Below are 19237 nucleotides of genomic sequence, written 5' to 3' on the forward strand. Positions count from 1 at the left end.
ATCCGGTTCGGGCGGGCACGGTAGAATCCGGCCATGAGCGCACGATTCGAAACCAAGATTCTTTCCAGAACACAATGCCGGCAGGCTGTCACGCAGGGTGACTGGCCGCGTCCCCTGGTCTTTACCAACGGTGTGTTCGATATCCTGCATCGCGGGCACGTCACCTATCTGGATGCGGCTGCGCAACTGGGCGGCACGCTGGTGGTAGCCGTCAATACCGATGCCTCGGCGCGGCGCCTGGGCAAGGGGCCCGACCGGCCGCTCAATGGCGAGGCTGATCGTGCAGCACTGCTGGCGGCGCTGGAGAGTGTGGCCATCGTGACCTGGTTTGACGAGGAGACGCCCGAAGCCCTGATTGCCGAGTTGCGGCCCGACATCATCGTCAAGGGCGGCGATTACGACATGGAAACCCTGCCCGAAACCGCGCTGGTGCGCAGCTGGGGTGGGCGTGCGGTGGCTATTCCGTTTGATTTCCAGCGCTCGACGACGGCGCTGGTGAAGAAGATTCGGGCGGACGTGCCAGCAGCGCGTTGATCTCTTCCAGATCGATTTCCGAGAGGGTGCTGCCGGCCGCCTTCAGGCGCAGGCCGGCCATCAGCGTGTCGTAGCGCACCTGGGCCAGCGTGCTTTGCGTCGCGTAGAGCTGCTGCTGTGAGGCCAGCACATCAAGATTGATGCGCACACCGATTTCATAGCCGATCAGGTTGGCCTCGACGGCTGCCCGGCTGGAGGCTTCGCCGGCCTCCAGTGCCTCGATGCGTCCCAGCCCGCTGTGCAGGGTCTGGAACTGTGCCCGTACGGTCTGGATGGCCTGGCGTCGTGCCGCTTCCTGCTCGAAGCGGGCTTTCTGCTGCAACTGGACCTGCTCCTCGACCTGGGCGGAGACGCCGCCGCCACTATAGAGTGGAATGCTCAGTTGCAGCCCGACCGTGTTTTCGATGGGACGTCCGCGACGTGCCTCGTCGAATCTTTGCGTGGTCGACTGGCTGCTACCGGCTTGCAGGCTCAGGGTAGGATAGTGGCCGCTGCGGGCGATCTCGATGCTTTGCTGGGCGATCTCTGACTGCAACTGCGCACGCAGCACGGCCAGATTGGCGCTCTGGGCCTGCTCCGACCAGGGTTCGATGCGGTTGGGCTCGGGGGCCGGCAAGGCCAGACCGGCAGGCAGGCGGGAAAGCGTATCGGGATAGCGGCCTGTCATCTGAGCCAGTTGGTCGCGCCGGATATCCAGGTCATTGAGCAGTTGCAGTTCCTGGGCGGCCAGCAGATCCAGGCGTGCACGCGCCTCATGGATATCGGTGACGGTGGCGGCACCCAGTTCGAAACGACGCTGCGCGGAGTGCAATTGGTCGGCGGTGGCGCGCTGTTCGGCCTGCAGGGCGGTCAGGGTATCCTGCGCCGCGAGGATGTCGAAATAGGCTTGCGCCACACGCAGCATCAGGTCCTGGCGGGCCTGTTCGAGTGCCAGTTCGGCCTCTGTCTGGACGAGGCGGGACTGTGCCATCTGTTTCCAGGCGGCGCGGTCATAGACTGGCTGGGTCAGGCGCAGCGCCCAGTCGGCTTGTTGTCGATTGCCGGCGCGCTCGAAATTATGGGTACTGCGGTCCTGGCGATGTTCGACGCCACCTGCGGCGTCGAGGCGCGGCAGCAGGCGCGCACGCGCCTGGGGGACTTTTTGTTGCGATGCCCGAAACTGGGCCTGGGCGGCGGCATAGCCCGGGTCGTGCGCCTGGGCTGCCTGCCAGGTCTGCCAGAGATCATCGGCAAGTACGACCTGTGACCAGCCTGCCGCGCCGGTCAGGCAGAGAAGCGCAAGCAGCCGACGCGCCATGCGCGATCAGAACTTGAAGCGCGATACGGTGATGCCCCGCAACGGCTTGATCAGCGTGTCGAACAGCGGCTCGACGTCAAAGCCTGCTGCACTGGTGCGGGTGATGCGATAGGCCGTCATGACAGGAGCCTGGCCAACAACCACCACCAGTCGGCCGCCGATGCGCAACTGATACTTGAACGGATCGGGGACTGCCGGCGTGGAACCGGTCAGCAGGATGGCATCGTACTCGGTGCTGCCCCAGCCGTTACGGGCGTCGCCCGTTTCGACCTGCACGTTGGTGACGTGGTTGCGCTCGAGGTTGGCTTTGCCGAAGGCGGCCAGTTCGGGATCGATTTCCACCGAAGTGACCTGACGCGACAGGTGTGCCAGCAGGGCGGCCTGGTAGCCCGAGCCGGTGCCAATCTCGAGCACGCAGTCCTTGGCGGTGAGTTGCAGTTCCTGGGCCAGGCGTGCCTCGACCTTGGGCGAGAGCATGGCGGCACAGGAAGTGCCCTTGGTGGATTCGAGCGGAATCTCGATATCGGCGAATGCCAGGGCGCGCATCGAGGTGGGCACGTAGAGTTCACGACGCACGGACGAGAGGGCTTCCAGCACGTTTTCGTCCAGCACATTCCAGGGTCGGATCTGCTGTTCGACCATGTTGAAGCGGGCTTGTTCGATATCGGGCAGGGTGTTGGCGTTCATGGCAGCTCGGAGTTGAAGACAGTCCAGCTTTCCATTCTACCTCAGTGGGGCTGGACGGACGGATGTTGTGGGCTGATGCAGTGGTTGCATCAACTTCTTGAAAATGGCTATTTCCACCAGTGATAAAAATGATGCACTGGACCGTGGCCGTGGCCGACCTGCAGTTCGTCTGCATGGGCAATGGCCTGACTGATATAGTCCTTGGCACGGCGGGCGGCAGCCGGTACGTCGGGTGCCTGCGGCAGGCAGGCGGCCAGCGCGGCCGACAGCGTGCAGCCAGTGCCGTGGGTGTTGCGGGTATCGATGCGGCGTGCCGGCAGTTCGATCATGCGATCGCCGTCATGCAGCAGGTCGATGGCGTCGTCGGCCGGCAGGTGACCCCCCTTGACCAGTACCCAGCGCTCGCCCGAGTGATTCATTTTTTCACGCAGCTTTTCGGCAACCCGGCGCATGTCGCGCAGGTTCTCGACCGGTGCCTGCTCAAGTAGCACGCCGGCTTCGGGCAGGTTGGGCGTCAGCAGGGTGGTCTGCGGCAGCAGCATTTCACGCAGGGCGGTGACGGCGTCGCGTTCCAGCAGCGCAGCACCGCTCTTGGCGATCATGACCGGATCGAGCACGATGTGCACAGGCTTCCAGTGGGCGAGCCGTTCGGCAACCACTTCGGTGACCTGGGTCTGACCCAGCATGCCGATCTTGACGGCGTCGATGCGGACATCGGCAAACAGCGTGTCGATCTGGCTGCGCACGAATTCGGGGGGGACCGGGCAGATGTCGGTCACGCCCTGGGTGTTCTGGGCGGTCAGCGCGGCGATGACCGCGCAACCATAGGCACCCAGCGCGCTCATGGCCTTGATGTCGGCCAGTACGCCGGCACCGCCGGAAGGGTCAACGCCGGCAATGCTCAATGCATGGGGAATCATGTCGCGAAGCGTCCTCGGTTCTGTGAAGTCAGTGGCCGGCGCTGGGCCGGCCAGGTCAATCAGCTCTGGATCAGGCCGGTCGTGGGCGAACTCGGGCTGCCGCTGTACAGCTTGCGGGGAATGCGGCCGGCCAGAAAGGCTTCACGACCTGCCTCGACGGCCTTTTTCATGGCGCTGGCCATGAGGATAGGATTCTGCGCGCCGGCGATGGCGGTATTCATCAGCACCCCGTCGCAGCCCAGTTCCATCGCGACGGCGGCATCGGAGGCCGTGCCGACACCGGCATCGACCAGCACGGGCACCTTGGACTGCTCGATGATCAGGCGCAGGTTCCAGGGATTGAGGATGCCCATGCCGGAGCCGATCAGCGATGCCAGCGGCATGACGGCCACGCAGCCGATATCCTCGAGCATGCGGCACTGGATCGGATCGTCGGTGCAGTACACCATCACCTTGAAGCCGTCGGCCACCAGCGTGCGGGCGGCTTCGAGCGTCGCCGGCATGTTGGGAAACAGCGTGTGCGGATCGCCCAGCACCTCAAGCTTGACCAGGTCGTGGCCGTCGAGCAGTTCGCGCGCCAGGCGCAGCGTGCGTACGGCGTCATCGGCGCTGTAGCAGCCTGCCGTATTGGGCAGCAGCGTGAAGCGCGACGGCGGGACATGGTCGAGCAGGCTGGGCTGGTCGGCATGCTGGCCGATATTGGTGCGGCGGATGGCGACGGTGACGATCTCGGCACCACTGGCGTCGAGTGCGGCCCGCGTCTGTTCGAAGTCGGCATACTTGCCGGTGCCAACCAGCAGACGGGAGTGATAGTGCTTGCCGGCAATGCAAAGGGTGTCCTGGGCGCTCATGGTATAGACAGTGAAACGAAGGCAAAAGAGAATCGTACCATCGTGTATCGATTGTCAAAAATGATCAATGCCGATCTTCGCGTGGCAGGTGATGGTGTACAACTGTCACGGGTCGCAACGATTGCGGAACAATCCGCTTTTTCCAAGAAACGAGGAGAGTGCCATGCAAAGCAGAACAATGAATCGGATCGCCATCCTGAGTGCCGCCTTGTTGATTGCCGGCTGCGCGACAGACCAGCAGAATCGCACCGCCATGGGTACAGGGGCGGGGGCTGCCATTGGTGCCGGCCTGGGTGCGCTGATCGGTGACAGCAGCAAGGCTGCGCTGATCGGTGCCGGTATCGGCGCAGTGGCCGGTGGTGTGGTGGGGTACAACTGGAAGGGCATCAAAAAGGATGTGGAACAGTCCGGCCATGGCCTGGGCGTCGATGTGGTCGAGATGCCTGACGGTACACTCAAGGTCAACATTCCCAGCAGCGCAGGCTTTGCCTCCAGCAGCTATGCGATCAAGCCCGAACTGGCACCGCTGCTCAACAGCGTGGCGCGGGCGCTGGAGCAGCACCCGCAGATCCGCGCCAAGGTGATCGGCCACACCGACAGTACTGGTCAACTGGCCTACAACGAGACGCTGTCGCTCAATCGCGCGCGCAGTGTCACGACCTATCTTGAAAACAATGGCGTGGCGGCGTCGAGGCTGACTGCCGAGGGCCGGGGGCCTAGTGATCCGGTGGCCAGCAATGACACCGTGGAAGGTCGTGCGGCCAACCGGCGGGTGGAGATTTATCTGTACGCTGTGCAGTAGGGCAGGCTTATGGGGTGAAAAAGGCACCGGGATGTGGAACCGGTGCCTTTTTTGGGAGGGGGCGACGGCTGAATTGGCATAAGGTAATAAAATGATACGATGACTGCTTACGGCCAATAGTAGACCTAGCCAAAAGCAGTCATCCAGGTTTCCAAGCAGTGGCACCGAAGACAACTAGCCTCACCAAGTGGAGGGTTCTACCGGCCAGAGATGAATACCCGGAGGACTCTGGATTTCCCAGTTTGGTTTGCAGCCATGCTAGCCGGATGGAACCAACCCTCAACTATTTCGTCTTGCCAGTCCTTGCTGTGTCAAAAGCGCTTTCAGGCTATAAACTAAGGCCTCAGTCAGCCTGACGCCCCCCAAATGCACACACTATTTCATGTAGATACAGCGGACATAAAAGCCCTGAACGACGAGCAAGCGCGCGCACTGATCGCAAGATTGTGTCGGGCTGAGATTCGCAAGCACGGGGGCTCCGAGTCGGTCGTCACCTGGGGTGGCGATCAAAGAGCAAAAGATGGGGGGGGTGGACGTCAGGGTAGAGATAAATCCGCCACTGGGGATATCTGGCTATCTACCCAATGACAACACAGCCTTTCAGGTAAAGGCCGAGGTGTTCCCCCCCAGCAAGATACCTGGGGAAATGGTGCCCAAGGGAGTGCTAAGACAAGCAATACGCGACCTCGCTACGACCAAAGGAAGTTACGTTATCGCTGCGACGCGAGACAATACCTCCGAGTCCGCTCTCGATCTACGACTCAATGCGATGAGAGATTGCTTGTCGGCCAACGGCCTCGGCTCCTCGCCACATGTTGGCTTTTATGATGCAAGAAAGATTGCAGACTGGGTCGAGCAACACCCAGCAATCGTAGCTTGGGTCAAACACCAGCTAGGAAAGCCACTTGTGGGTTGGCGCCCATACTCGGGCTGGGCCTACCAGGAGACGACCGTCGACTCAGAATATCTGCTCGATGATCGAGTCAAAGTGTTCACGCCTGACGCAGAGAAGGGCCTTAATGTCTCGGACACCATTGATCGCCTGCGCATCGACCTGTCGAAGGGGGCAAGCGTACGTATTGTCGGCTTATCTGGCGTCGGCAAAACTAGATTAGTACAGGCACTCTTCGATCCGAGTGTAAAGGCGAATCAGGCTGCGCTGAGTACTGATGACGTGCTGTACACGGACCTTTCAGATGGACCTTCACCTCAACCTTCAGCGATGCTCGAAGCGCTGATTGAAGACGGAAGTCAGTGTGTTCTCGTCGTGGACAATTGCGGAGCTGACACTCATCAGAAGCTCACCGAGCTGCTTAAGACGTCTGGCAACAAGATTGGCCTGGTTACTGTTGAGTACGACGTTCGAGATGACTTGCCAGACGCCACGAGGTGCTACCGTCTCGAAGGCTCCTCCGATGACGTAATCAGGCAGCTTCTTCAGCGGCGCTATTCGGTCCTATCAATCAGTGATGTTGATACCATCACGGCATTCTCAGACGGTAACGCTCGCATTGCGTTTGCGTTGGCAGCGACGGTAACGACGACTGGTGAACTTGCACGGTTGCGAGACTCCGAGCTGTTCAAGCGCCTGTTTCATCAGAAGAATGTCGAGAATGAAGATCTCCTCAGATGCGCGGAAGCGGCTAGTATCCTGTACTCGTTCGACGGCGAGGACGATGGCCCTGGGTCAGAGTTCAACAAAATTGCCGCTGTTGCTGACGTTTCATTGATCACCCTACAGAGGAAAGTGATTGATCTACAGCGAAGAGGTCTCGTACAGGTGCGTGGCAAATGGCGTGCTGTTTTGCCACACGCGATTGCCAATCGACTCGCGGCCCAGGCACTAGAAGCGATACCCAAATCGCAAATCGTGAATATCTTTGTCGACACCGCTACCGACCGTGTTGTCCGGTCGTTCTCGCGACGACTTGGTTACCTACATGAAAGCGCAAAAGCCGCCGAGCTTATACGGGACTGGCTCTCGCCATCCGGGCGTTTTGGAGACCTAACGGCTCTCAATGACATTGGCCATGAAATATTTCACAACATTGCACCTATATCTCCGAAGGTCGCCCTAGCGGCGATTGGACGGGCTGCCAATATCCCTAGCTTTCTTTCGGACGAGAACAGCAAGCGTGCTCAGTATGCGCATACGTTGAAAGCCATCGCGTTCGAAGAAGAACATTTCGATACCGCCGCCGATATTCTTGTCCGGTTCGCTTTGGCAGATCCCCAGGAAAATGGGGGGCGCGAATCTATTGTCGAGATTCTGAAATCTCTGTTTTTCTGCATGCTATCCGGGACGAATGCCTCTCCCAATCAAAGGTCAGATTTTGTCAGAAAATTGCTTGAATCCGGCGATGCCGAGAGAGAGCAGTTGGGGCTGTTGGCGCTCGACGCGGCGCTTGAGACATGGCATTTTACCTCCGTGAGTAGATTCGATTTCGGAGCTCGAAAGCGGAGCGAGGGATGGGCTCCGCTATCCCGCTCAGACGTTGACGCGTGGTTTATGCCATTCATCCGGATGGCACTCGGTATTGGTAAGCAGAAGTCCGACCTTGCTGAAAGTTGCAGATCTATTTTGGGTCGCCGTTTAAGAAGACTTTGGGTTGACACGAATCTGAGGCCAGAAGTGTGTGCAGCCGTAAAAGAACTGGCTTCAGTCGTGAGCTGGCCTCAAGGTTGGTTTGGAGTCAAAAGCATCCTTCGCTTTGACTTGGATAAATGCGATGAGTCAATTCAGAACGAGCTGCGCGAGCTGGAGAATCTTCTCAAACCGAAGGCTATACCCGACATGATTCGAACTCGACTTCTAGAATCGAGTCAATTCGACCTAGATCTTGATGATGATGCAGATCTGCGCGCTGAAACGACTGGTGAGCGCATCTGCAGATCAAACAAGGCCGTGGAGGAGCTTGGGGAGGCTGCTGCCACCATTGAAGGTCTTCTCTTGGAGTTACTCCCGCAATTGATCTCAACCAAGTCAGTAGCCAGTGCATTTTATTTGGGGGTTGGGGTTGGAAAGCAGATTGCGGACCCGGGCTGGATTTTGGATGCAGCAAAGGAACATATCGCCACTGCCACGCCCGGAACAGTCGGTGTCTTGTTCCTTCGCGGCTTGCTCAACGGCTGGCATCACGCGTCTCCCGCTTCTGCCGAGGAGTTCCTCGACAGCGCGGTGAGTGATGCAATTTGGGTCAGGTGGATCATGGACCTGCATTGCAGCATACCAATGAACCAAGCGGCTTACGCTCGAATCCACCAATCAATCAAGGCTGGAAATACTCCTGCTTGGCAATACTTCTATCTCGGGATGGGCAGACAAACCGACTCATTCTCTGTTGAAGAGATTGGTGAGTTGCTTTCTGCGATAACACTGCTGCCTGATGGCGGTGTCGTGTTTCTCGAAGTCCTTGCCATGGTCGTCCACTGCGCATCAGATCACGATGATGCGTATAAGGAGTCACTGGCGGAAACCTGCCTAAATCTTCTCGGCTCAGCCGAATGGGGAAAGGTTCTTGGGGATAGTGCCAATAGCGGTTACCGCCTTGAGAGCATATTGGAGTTTTCGCTGAAGCGATTAGCTTCTTCCGAAGCAGCGCTGGAGGTATTGAACGGTCTAGTTGCCTTTGCGCGCACGAAGGAATGTAGTTATTCCAATAGGGATGTAATCAAAGACGCCATCTCGCCGTTCCTCAGGCACATGCCGCGACGAGCGCTTGACACGATCTATGTTCCCGGTGAAGAAGCTTACTGCCGTCAGATGTCGCCGGTGATTGGGCACCCTTACAGTGATCGGAAAGAGACAGCACTCAGCGTAGTCCCAGTGGACGTATTGATCGATTGGTGTAATGCCTCGCCGTCTGATCGTTACGTGTTTGCGGCACGGAGCTGTAAGTTATTCGATACCCGAAGTCGAGCGAGTGAAAAGCATGTCAATATCGACTCTGTGGACGATTCTGAGTTGGTTATTTCGGAGGCCGCGCTCGCTGTGCTCGCTAATGCTCCTGATAAGAGGGCTGTAATCGAGTGCTATTTAATGCGATTTACGCCTTCAGGCTGGTCCGGGTCTTTGGCCGAAATCCTGAGGAAACGGATTCCGCTTCTTGATGCTCTGAATCTCGGCAACGAGGAAGAACTGAAGCCAGTATTGGCGACAGCTAGAGCGAGCCTCGAACGAAGAATCGCAGCGGAAGAGCTTCGAGAGGACGAAGATGAGCGCGAGCGTACTGGGAGCTTCGAATAGGCTACCCCGACGCTTCCATTGGCCGGAAGCTGACACGAGCGGCGGGCAGTTACGGCCAGAAGCAGTCGGTCACCAAAATGAAAGCCGACGCCCAGCGCCCAGGGCTCCAACACTGGCCATAGAAATGCCGAAGACATGGCCAGTGTTGGCGTCCCCGTTGAATCAACAGTTAGACGGTGCCTGCCCGAGTGATAGCGTCGCCAAATATATTGCTATTTTTCGCACTCTTTGATCCATTCTTTTAACTTAAGATAGTTGATAAGGCTCAACTGATGTTTGATTTGGTTGGAAAATTTTATAGCGTCTGGTGAAAAGTACGATGAGGTTACCATTATTCCTGCCGTGACTCTGTCGGTCAGTACCGTGCCCGCTAGTTCTCGAACCAGATTGACGCCAACCGGATTAGTGGGGGAGTGTTTCTTGCATTCGACATAAAATATGAAATCTCCAATGTCAGAATGATTTGCTATTATTAAATCCTTCCCCCCGTCGCGTGTTGCTTTGGTAAGGTCTACTTTGTACCCTCTCTTCTCCATGAGTTCAGCAACGAACTCCTCAAATTGACGAGGAGTTAATGTATGAATTGCGTTATGATCTCTTTGAATGGCCTCAAGCAGCCTTCCGTTTACTACTCTAATATCGCTTACGACTTGAATTATTTTTTGAGAATTCTTGTCTTGCTTGAACTCATGAAAAATGGACTTGTATTTTAGGTCTTCTGTTAGCGAGGTCAGGACGCTTTCGATAGTTGCGCCACGTCTGTTGAGACGGGTTGCAACTAATTTCATCAGATAGGGAATGCCTTTTGTGAAGTCTGCAACCTTTGCGATTTCAAAATCTGAGAGCATTGAATCAAACGCCGCCAGCAGGAACTGTTGCGATCCGGAATGAGGCAGCGCTTCAAGCCTGATGTGTGTGTTGGGTGAGAATTTTTCTATGAAATTTGCGAATGCGCTAACAAGGATGAATTGCTTGTCTGCATGATTTTGCAATAGCGAAGAAATGTACCCTGATCGCTCATAAGTAAAATCGTAGCTGAGATCCTCGATGACAACTAATTTTGTCGTGCTACCCACACTTGGGATAGCATGTGATGGTCGGCGTAGCGAAATTACCTCGGTATGCTCCGCAAGGGCGATGCCTTTTGTCTTTAAAAAGTGCATCCATAGCAATGTTTTTCCAGTGCCATTAGGGCCAGTGATCGCTACTACTTTGCTACGATTTTGTAGTATTGAAGAGCTTAGTTTTTCGGATTCGGTCTCGCGCCCAATTTGAAATGGGTGATGCGAATGATCTTCTGCTGCACTAAAGACGAAATTGCTTTTCATTTTTTATTTCTCTAACAACTGGGCTATGAATACGCCGTCTGACGTGGTGCAGACCGAAAATCTGTCGAATAACCTGGGCAATGGGAGATATTTCGGACACTGAATCCCCTCGGAACGGACTTACATCTAAGCTTGCCAGCAAGAGCCTTTTCTAACGTCAAAGTATAAGAATTCCGCGAGATCCGGCAGCATAAAGTCGGCAACCGTTGGCGTAGACCGTACTTGAGAGCGCCGACTGTTCGCTTAGGAGCGATCAGCCTATATTAAGTCAATGGCCGCTTTTTTGGGGGGGGGCAGCACTGGCGGCTCATGGTCGGAAGGCACCTATCACCAGCGGCGGCTCGCGGCCAGAAGCAGGCGGTGGTGGTTACTAGAAGCGGACGCTCAACGCTGGATCGAAAGGTTAGTCATCACGTTTGCTATCGCCTGCAGAAAGTTTGACGGCTTCTTGCAAAGAGCTGTCCCAGGACGCGAGATCTTCAGTGATCTTCCTCGAGTGAACTGCGATGCGAGTGGCATCGTTCAGGTCATGAGCGAACCCCGAAAGTGCGATCGCAGGCAGATGAGGTGCCTGCCGCGCCAGAAACGAAGTATGAATGCCGAAGAGAGATATTTGCCGCGTTAGAACGTCAAACTTATAGGTAAATATCAGTTTTCCTCGTTTTGCATCAACGACAGCAGCTTCGCTCTCCCAATAACCATGCTCCTTCAAGTTGATGTCGAATGACCTACCCGTAATGACCAATCCATCGAGGTCCTGTGAGAAGTGCTCGACCATATAGCGCCTTTCGCCAGAGTGTCCATCGAACCAGCCGACCCATGTGCCATGAACAAAATGTGGGCCCAAAACCAGCTTGGCCGCAGTAGTAGATCGCTCCATCACCCAGCGAACGCCGATCGTAAGAAGTCGATAGACACCGGCCGAAAGGACCAGCCCGCTTGCCGAAAGTGCTATTGGATTGTCCGCACCGAGGGCCGCTAGTCGCGGCGAGGCCCACGCCACCAATAAGAACATGAGCGACACAGTGAGACCGCACAGTAGTGCGTTGAACTTAGCTGCAGGTGACATAGGTGGTCTTGTGATGTCTAACGTTTGAGTTGAGCGGCAGACTCCGGTGGGACGCGCTTAGCCCAGAATGAAATGAAGGCCAGGCGTGGCGGTGCCGGCACCTGCCGCTCGTACGATGGGTTAGGCCTCACCTCACGGGCGTTGGTTCTTCGGCTTCCCGAGGACCTCAGTCATGTGTTGATATGTCTCAGCGATGACGTTTCCCGTGTTCACGAGGATGTCCCGACCGTTGTCCTCACCGATTCGGCGCACGCCAATCCGGACTTCATAGGCCTCATCCCTTCCCGCCCCCTTCATCTCGAACTTATAGATCTTCTCTCGTTCATCAGCTAGGCGCGGCAGCAAGCCGCCTGCCTTATTGACTTTGTCGAGTAGGAGCTTAACGACGTGTAGTTTGGCCACCTCAACGCCTTCGGCCTCCTTGGTGCTCTCGAATGCGCGCGTAGCGGCGGGTGTTGCGAGAATCGCGATATTCGTAAGGCAGGTGTGTGGTTCCTTGTTTGGGACTTGCACGTAGTTCAGGATGATCGTGACTCGGCCGTTCACATTGCCCCAGTCTATTGACCAGTCGGTGTGATATGTTGCCTCCTTGGTTCGGCCAAGCGAAGCACTAGTTACCTTTGCGATGCCCTCTGTAATTAATCTGAATCCGGCATCAAAGTCGGTGCGAAAGTCAGCAAACATCTTCCCGCGTGCGAATACCGGTACTGTGCACTCTTCGAGCATGACAGGCATGACTACAACCCGTTTCTCTTCTAGCTCTCGAAGCAACCCAGCCGAGAGCTCCTTCTTACACCACTCAGACTCGACAGATGCTTTCGACAATATGACAAGTAAAGCACTTGCGCCGTCTACTGCTTCTTGGACCTTATCCACAATCGAGTCACCGACTGACAATTCCCATCGGTCAAGCCAAACGTGGACATTGGTGCGGACGAGTTGCATCGCTAGGCGATCTACAAAATCTTTGTCTTTGTGCGAATAGCTGATGAATATTGGCATACAACGCTGGTGTGGGTGGTGTTGGTGAGGCCTAACGCAACATAGACCACACCGGGCCGCAGGCTATATCTGGCCCTTGCGGTCTAAATTGGTACGAAGAGAACGCGAAAGGGTCTTGCTGCCTAGCTTCACGGCGCGTTTTCTGTGCAGAATACAGTGCTAATTCAGCCATAAAACCCGCCGCCCCCTCCTGTGTTGCTCGCTACACGGTAGCTCGATCAGGTTTGTGAGTGAATTTGTTACAACTATTATAGTTTACACACCGAGCAGGCCTATGTGCAATGGGTGCGCTTGTTTGTGAAATGGCATGGTTTGCCGCATCCGTGCGACATGGCACAGCAGGCGGACGAGCGGCGGGTGGCCTTGCACTTACAGTCAGACTGAATGGCGGTTTTGGAGCTTCTAGCTGGATGGCGGCTCTGGGTCGAAAGCCGACATCCATCGCCTTGTCAGCACCCTGCAGTCTTCGTTCTATAAGATGAGAGGGAGCGGGCTATGATGACCACAAACAAGCCCGCCAACCCTTTGAAATCGACTCTGTGATCGTGAGCCCAGTTTGCTTTCTCCAGGTTTGTGCGTGATCCTAGCCTACAACGTCGCGCCCTTTCTCTCCGTACAACACCCCTCAAAACGACACCATATCCGCCGGATTCACCAGACTCTTCAGACTCAGGGCTCCCTTGACCAGCGGTATGGCGACGGGGCCGAGATAGTCGCTCATGGGAATGGGGGCATGCTCGAAACGCGTCAGCATCGCGAAATCATGGTTGCGACCCGTGAAGTCGTCGCTGATGGCCTTGCCGATCCGTACGGTCTGGGCCACGCCGTGGCCGCTCCAGCCATGGGCCATGTAGACAGGCACGGCAGCATCGCTCTTGCGGCAGTCGGTGACTCCGCTCAGGGTGATGTCGCTGATGCCGCCCCATGAGTATTCCAGTTCGGGCGATTCCAGTTGCGGGAAGACGGTTCTGATCCGTTCCAGCAGGTAATTGTTCACATCGCGTGACGACCATGAGTTGCCGGTGCCCTGGCCGCCAAACAACAGCCGGTTGCCGCGCACGGCCCGGTAATAGTCGATCTGCAGTTGTGTGTCATAGACTGGCAGGTCGGCGGGCAGCAGTTCGGCGGCCGGCACAGGCAAGGGCGGGGTGACGGCCACGTAGGTGTAGAAAGGCACCGTGGTAGAGCTGCCGGGCAGGAACTGGCCGGTGGCACTGTGAACGCCCAGCACGACCGCCTTGCGGGCATGGAGCACGCCACCGGGGGTCACGACCCGAGTGCCTGCAGAATCTGTCTCGATTTTTTCAACGGGCGTGCCGTCGTGTACGGTTCCGCCCTGCGCCGTGAAGGCATGGATCAGGCCGCGCAGCAGTGCCAGCGGATGAACCTGGCCGCCCGAGCTGTCGAGCGCCGCGCCGTGGTAGATATCCGAGCGGACATATTCCTGCAGCTCGTGCGGCCCGATGATGCGAACGGCCCGATCGCCCAGGCGGCGTCGGGCGTCGGCATTCTGGACCAGGGCACCCATGTGGCCGGCATGCACGGCGGCCGTGATGTGGCCGTGTTTGCGGTCGCATTCAAAACCGTGGCGGGCCGAGAGTGCGTCCAGCAGCTCCATGGCTTCCACCGAGGCGAAGCGCCAGAGTTTTTGTGCATCTTCCGCAGAGAGGTTGTCGAGCATGGTCTCGGCTTCCCAGCGCGCCAGGCCCGGTGTGAGCTGCCCGCCGTTGCGGCCGGAGGCCCCCGAGCCGATATGATCCTTCTCGACCAGGATGACGTCGAGCCCGGCTTCGGCCATGTGCAGCGCCGTCGATGCGCCGAGCAGGCCGCCGCCGACGATGACCACGTCGCAGGTGCGGTCGCCTGCCAACGGGCCGAAATCAGGCCAGGCTGCTAGCGATGCCTCGTAATAGTTGGCCGGTGCCGGGTCGGCAGGCGAGGTGTCGCGATGCCAGTTCCAGATACGGGGATCCAGCCCCAGTCGGGACGCTGTCTGGTGGGCATCCGGCAGCAGCACGGGGGCGGGGGCGGCCTGACCGGCCGGGCCGGTGAGGTCCGCGATCCGCGCCAGCAGCGGGGCGGGCAGCAGGGCGGCGCAGGCACTCGCACCGGACAGGGCGGCACTCTTGAGCATGAAATTGCGTCGATTGAGGGTCATGATAGGGCTCCTGGTGTGGTGTCAATGAGGCTGCGTGGCGGCTTGAAGGTGGCCATGCGTGGCCGAGCCGCCTTTCGGCAGGGCCAGTCCGAAGACGAAGAGCAGGCCGATAGGCGGCAGGAGGCAGAGCAGCAGCCACCAGCCGCTGTGGCCGGTGTCGTGCAGGCGGCGGGTAGCCAGGGCCAGACCGGGCAGTAGTGTCAGCAGCAGATACAGCGCGGTGAGCCAGCCCATACCGATTTCCGGGTTGGCCAGGGCAAAGGTCCGCTCCAGAAAGGAAATGAGCGCAATTGCGCAGAGCTGGACCAGCAGGAAGCCGATATATTCCCGGCGGCTGGCCGTGCCCCTGAAGGTGGCGTAATGCCTGAGGGCGTGCAGATACCATTTCATGTGATGTTCTCCATCAAAGGTAAAAAATCAGGGCGCAGGCCGGCCTGCCCGGTCCGGGCGGACAGGGTGCTGCGTCTTGTCGGGGTGGTGCTGCGGCGGGAGCGGGGGCGTCAGCGGGGGCCGCTGGGCGGCAGGCCGGGCGCGTCGTCCAGAACGACCAGTTGCAGGGGGATGCCCGGTTTGCTGGGGCATGCGGGCAGCCGGTCCGTCTTCCAGAGGTCGCCGGTACGGATGTCGGGTGAGGTCGAGATAATGACGCGGCGGTCGCTGTTGAGGACGAGCGCTGGCTGCGAGATGGTCGTCAGCGCCGGCAGGGCGAGTGTTTCAAGTGTCGAGACCAGCACATCGACCGCCGTGACACCGGCAAAGGCGTCGCCGATCATGACCGGGTGGGCCGCCGTCATGGTGTAGGCACCGTTGCAGACATAATCCACGTAGGGGCCGTCGACAAAGGGCTGGTGGCGGCGTGCCGGCTGTTCGAACCAGTCGAAGGTACGGAAATCCAGGCGTTGCCGGATTTCCTGGCTCTGGTCGAGATGCGCCTGGCGGGCATTGCCGGCTTCGCGCAGCCACCATTCGAGGGTCCAGTAGCCATTGTCGGTGGCCGTGGGCGACGCATAGCTGGCAAAGCCTGCACCGTGGCACCAGGCATGGCGTTCGAGGGCCACCTGGATGTGTGCCTGCAGTGCCTGGCGCTGGCTGTCCGACAGCCGTGTGCCCTGGGTGCCGGGCTGGGGCGAAGGGACGATGTCGGCGGCCATGCGGGCCAGTGCGGCGGCGCTGTGCTGCATGTCGCCGATGATGCGTTCCAGCGTGTCCTGGGCGTGTTCTATCTGGGATTGAATGCGCATTTTCTGCTCCTGTCCTGATGATGCATCAGGCTGCTGCAGTGGGGGGCGATGATGTCGGATCGCGCAGGCGCAACTTGAGGTCGAGCATCTGTGCGGTGAGCGCGGCCAGCATGCCTTGCGCGGCATCGCGTGCGGCCATGCCGTCGTCGGCTGCCAGGGCGGCCAGGATCCGGCCGTAGGCCTGGACCGTGACGGCGTGAGCCTGGCTGTCGTGGTAGAGCGCCGCAGCCAGTGGTGCCCATTCTGCCTGGATGGCCAGCGCCTGGTTGGCAAGCCGGGCCGACTGCGCCTGCGTTGCCAGTGTCAGCAGGCAACGCATGTCGGCCTGGGCACGGGCTTCGGGCTGACTGGCTTGGGCGAAATCCGCAATCAGCGAGGCCAGTCGCTCCTGATCCCTGGCCGTGCTGCGTTGTCCGGCCAGCAGGGCGCTGTGGCCGATGATGGCAGCGTGCAGTTCGCCCAGGTCGGCGATGCCGTCGCTGCTGGCCAGGCGCAGGGGGTGATGCTCCTGGCGAGCTCGCTCGGGCAGGCGGCAGACGAAACTGCCGCCGTTGCGGCCGCGCCGGGTGTCGATCAGGCCGCGCGCGCGCAGCGTGTTGAGGGCTTCGCGTATCGTGACCGGCGAAACCCCCATGAGCCGTGACAGCTCTGCCTCGTTGGGCAGTTGCTCCTCGGTTTCGAGCAGGCCGGCCACGATGGCGTTGCTGAGCCGTTCGGCAATCTGCTCGGCGCGGGAGCTCTGGCCGATGGGAGAGTAGACGACAGTATGCGCAGTCATGACATCAATGCAGTGGTGGAAAATCGAAAGTCAGAATATGCCATGTCCGTGCAGTGCCTGGGCATCTTCCGGCACGGGCATGATGGCATCCCACAGTTCGATGATCCTGCCGTCCTGGACGCGCCACAGTTCGAAATAGGCATGGCGTGCCCCGGCGATGGCACCTTCCGAGTGGGTCAGCACGAACTGGCCATCGGCAACGGTATGGTGGATGCGGGCATAGTCCAGGGCCTGTCTCTCGTCACGCAGCTTTTCGAGAAAGGCGATGACCGGCTCGACGCCATCGGCGATGTCCGGGCTGTGCTGCAGGAAAGTCTTGCCGTCCGTGTAGCGCCGAAAGCCTTCGTAGTCACCTGCGATCAGCGTCTCCGTGAAGAAGCGCGTCACCCGTGCACGGTTCTGTTCCGGGTCGTGCCCCGTGCCGGGATCGGTGGGGCCATCGAGCTGACTGCGGCCGCTGGCGTTGGGGGCCGCCTCTGGCACCAGCCCGTCCCAGTGCTCGACGATCAGGCCATCGGCGATCCGGTACAGATCAAAACCGATCAGTGGCTGCTTTTCCAGTCCGGTATAGCGGCCGTGGATGGCAACCAGATCGCCATCCTGAAGCACACGATGAGCCTCATGGTGCAGGTCCGGATGCGCCGCCACCAGCGTGCGCAGACCTTCTAGCCCATCGGCAACCAGGGGCGAGTGCTCGATGAAATCGGGTGAGAAGTAGCGCTCCAGCGCGCCGGTGTCGCGCTCTGTGAAAAGTTCGCGGTGTGCGCGGGCGACACGCTCGCGCAGGCTTTCGATTGCTGTCATGGTGTTCTCCCGTGTGCTCAGTCGTGTGCGCTCATCACATGCTTGATGCGGGTGTATTCCTCGAAACCGTAGCCCGAGAGATCCTTGCCGTAGCCCGAGCGCTTGAAGCCGCCGTGCGGCATTTCCCCGGTCAGCGGGATGTGCGTATTGATCCAGACCGTGCCGAAGTCGAGCGCGCCCGACAGCCGCGTGGCACGGCCGTGGTCGCGGGTCCAGACACTGGAGGCCAGGCCGTATTCGACATCGTTGGCCTTGTCGAGGGCATCGGCTTCGTCCCGGAAGGACTGCACGGTAATGACCGGCCCGAAAATCTCGGTCTGGATGGCTTCGTCATGCTGCTGCAGCCCGGTGATGACGGTGGGCTCGAAGTAGAAACCCGGGCGGTCTGCCTGCTTGCCACCCGTTTCGATGCGCGCATGGGCCGGCAGGCGCTCGATGAAACCCTGGACCCGCTCCAGTTGGCTGGCATTGTTGAGCGGTCCGTAGAGCGCATCTTCGTCGTCAGGGTCGCCAAAGCGGGTGGCCCTGGCCGCTTCGACCAGGCGGGCCACGAAATCGTCGTGGACGGATTCTGCCACCAGCACCCGCGCGGCTGCGGTGCAGTCCTGGCCGGCATTGAAATAGCCTGTGGTGGCAATGGTGGTGGCCGCCTTGTCGAGATCGGCGTCCTCGAAGATCACGACGGGTGCCTTGCCGCCCAGTTCGAGATGGGCGCGGGTTAGGTTGGAGGCGGCTGCAGCGGCGACCTGCAGGCCGGCCCTGACGGAGCCGGTAATGGAGACAAGTGCCGGGGTCTTGTGCGAGACAATTCGGGCACCGGCATCGGCCTTGCCCAGCAAGACATTGATGGTGCCGACCGGAAAGAACGGGACGGCCAGTTCGGCCAGCAGCAGGGTGCTTTCCGGCGTGGTGTCGCTGGGCTTGAGCACGGTGGTGTTGCCGGCGGCCAGGGCCGGTGCCAATTTCCAGACGGCCATCATCAACGGGTAGTTCCAGGGGGTGACCTGACCGACCACGCCCAGTGGTTCGCGGCGGATCGAGGAGGTCAGGCCCGGCATGTATTCGGCGCTGGCCTTGCCTTCGAGGCAGCGTGCCATGCCGGCGAAGAAGCGGATCTGGTCGGCAGAGGTCGCGACTTCCTCGGACGCAATCAGGTATTTGAGCTGTCCGGTGTTGCGGCTTTGGGCCTCGATCAGACGGTCGGCATTTTGTTCGACGGCATCGGCCAGTGCCAGCAGGGCTTTCTGGCGTTGCGAGGGTGTGCTGCGACCCCATGTGCGAAACGCCTCCCTGGCCGCATCGTAGGCGCGGTCGATATCGGCCTGGGTGGCATTGGGCGAGCGAGCGTAGACCTGCCCGGTGACCGGGCTGACCAGGTCGAAGTATTCGCTGTCTGCGGCGGCTGCGTATTCGCCGTTGATGAAGTGTTTGAGTGTCGTGTGCGACATGTTTGTCTCCTGTTATGGTGGGTTCTTATCAAATATCATATGAAGTAATATGTATTGTGCAAACCTAGGAAA

The 19237-nt window shown here is 59.1% G+C and carries 16 protein-coding genes; 3 read left to right on the forward strand and 13 right to left on the reverse strand.

From position 1 onward, the window contains the following. The first annotated feature begins 33 nt into the window (after positions 1-33). Entirely contained in the window at positions 34-534 is a 501-nt protein-coding gene (locus tag DD235_RS06365; RefSeq protein WP_109061227.1) for an adenylyltransferase/cytidyltransferase family protein, read from the forward strand. Here the strand turns inward: DD235_RS06365 and DD235_RS06370 are convergent. The 4 genes from DD235_RS06370 to DD235_RS06385 all read right to left on the reverse strand — a co-directional run bounded on the left by DD235_RS06370 (position 458) and on the right by DD235_RS06385 (position 4289). Continuing rightward, positions 458-1831, reverse strand: a complete 1374-nt coding sequence (locus DD235_RS06370; protein WP_109061228.1) for a TolC family outer membrane protein — start codon at positions 1829-1831, stop codon at positions 458-460. The genes DD235_RS06365 and DD235_RS06370 overlap by 77 nt on opposite strands. 6 nt (positions 1832-1837) lie before the next feature. After that, positions 1838-2518: a protein-L-isoaspartate O-methyltransferase family protein gene (locus DD235_RS06375; protein ID WP_109061229.1), complete on the reverse strand. Its 681-nt coding sequence runs from the start codon at positions 2516-2518 to the stop codon at positions 1838-1840. A gap of 107 nt (positions 2519-2625) precedes the next feature. After that, the gene (gene thiD / locus DD235_RS06380) at positions 2626-3438 is read right to left on the reverse strand and encodes a bifunctional hydroxymethylpyrimidine kinase/phosphomethylpyrimidine kinase (RefSeq protein WP_109061230.1); all 813 of its coding nucleotides are present in this window, start codon (positions 3436-3438) and stop codon (positions 2626-2628) included. Between the two features lie 59 nt (positions 3439-3497). Beyond that, positions 3498-4289: a thiazole synthase gene (locus DD235_RS06385; RefSeq protein ID WP_109061231.1), complete on the reverse strand. Its 792-nt coding sequence runs from the start codon at positions 4287-4289 to the stop codon at positions 3498-3500. Positions 4290-4452: 163 nt separating this feature from the next. Here DD235_RS06385 and DD235_RS06390 point away from each other — a divergent pair, with 163 nt between their 5' ends. After that, a complete protein-coding gene (locus tag DD235_RS06390; protein ID WP_109061232.1) occupies positions 4453-5091 on the forward strand; it encodes a YiaD family glycine zipper/OmpA-like lipoprotein in 639 nt (212 codons plus the stop codon). A gap of 781 nt (positions 5092-5872) precedes the next feature. Beyond that, a complete protein-coding gene (locus tag DD235_RS06395; RefSeq protein ID WP_146193447.1) occupies positions 5873-9337 on the forward strand; it encodes a hypothetical protein in 3465 nt (1154 codons plus the stop codon). Positions 9338-9549: 212 nt separating this feature from the next. Here DD235_RS06395 and DD235_RS06400 read toward each other — a convergent pair whose 3' ends face one another. The 9 genes from DD235_RS06400 to DD235_RS06445 form a co-directional block, all read right to left on the reverse strand. Beyond that, complete coding sequence (locus DD235_RS06400) at positions 9550-10665, reverse strand: restriction endonuclease (protein ID WP_109061234.1); 1116 nt, start codon at positions 10663-10665, stop codon at positions 9550-9552. A gap of 403 nt (positions 10666-11068) precedes the next feature. Further along, complete coding sequence (locus DD235_RS06405; protein WP_109061235.1) at positions 11069-11734, reverse strand: hypothetical protein; 666 nt, start codon at positions 11732-11734, stop codon at positions 11069-11071. Positions 11735-11866: 132 nt separating this feature from the next. After that, positions 11867-12736: a toll/interleukin-1 receptor domain-containing protein gene (locus tag DD235_RS06410; protein ID WP_109061236.1), complete on the reverse strand. Its 870-nt coding sequence runs from the start codon at positions 12734-12736 to the stop codon at positions 11867-11869. Between the two features lie 625 nt (positions 12737-13361). Next, positions 13362-14894, reverse strand: coding sequence for an NAD(P)/FAD-dependent oxidoreductase (locus tag DD235_RS06420; protein WP_109061237.1), 1533 nt, complete (start codon positions 14892-14894; stop codon positions 13362-13364). A 21-nt stretch (positions 14895-14915) separates the two neighbouring features. Then, complete coding sequence (locus DD235_RS06425) at positions 14916-15284, reverse strand: DUF805 domain-containing protein (protein WP_109061238.1); 369 nt, start codon at positions 15282-15284, stop codon at positions 14916-14918. A gap of 110 nt (positions 15285-15394) precedes the next feature. Further along, the gene (locus DD235_RS06430) at positions 15395-16135 is read right to left on the reverse strand and encodes a cache domain-containing protein (protein WP_109061239.1); all 741 of its coding nucleotides are present in this window, start codon (positions 16133-16135) and stop codon (positions 15395-15397) included. Positions 16136-16160: 25 nt separating this feature from the next. Then, positions 16161-16913 carry a FadR/GntR family transcriptional regulator gene (locus tag DD235_RS06435; protein ID WP_109061240.1) on the reverse strand — a complete coding sequence of 251 codons (753 nt, stop codon included), beginning with the start codon at positions 16911-16913 and terminating at the stop codon, positions 16161-16163. A 30-nt stretch (positions 16914-16943) separates the two neighbouring features. Beyond that, positions 16944-17717, reverse strand: a complete 774-nt coding sequence (locus DD235_RS06440; protein WP_109061241.1) for a nuclear transport factor 2 family protein — start codon at positions 17715-17717, stop codon at positions 16944-16946. A gap of 17 nt (positions 17718-17734) precedes the next feature. After that, positions 17735-19165, reverse strand: a complete 1431-nt coding sequence (locus DD235_RS06445) for a gamma-aminobutyraldehyde dehydrogenase (RefSeq protein ID WP_109061242.1) — start codon at positions 19163-19165, stop codon at positions 17735-17737. Between the last annotated feature and the right edge of the window lie 72 nt (positions 19166-19237).

Source organism: Corticimicrobacter populi, from assembly GCF_003123725.1.
Classification (GTDB): domain Bacteria; phylum Pseudomonadota; class Gammaproteobacteria; order Burkholderiales; family Burkholderiaceae_B; genus Corticimicrobacter; species Corticimicrobacter populi.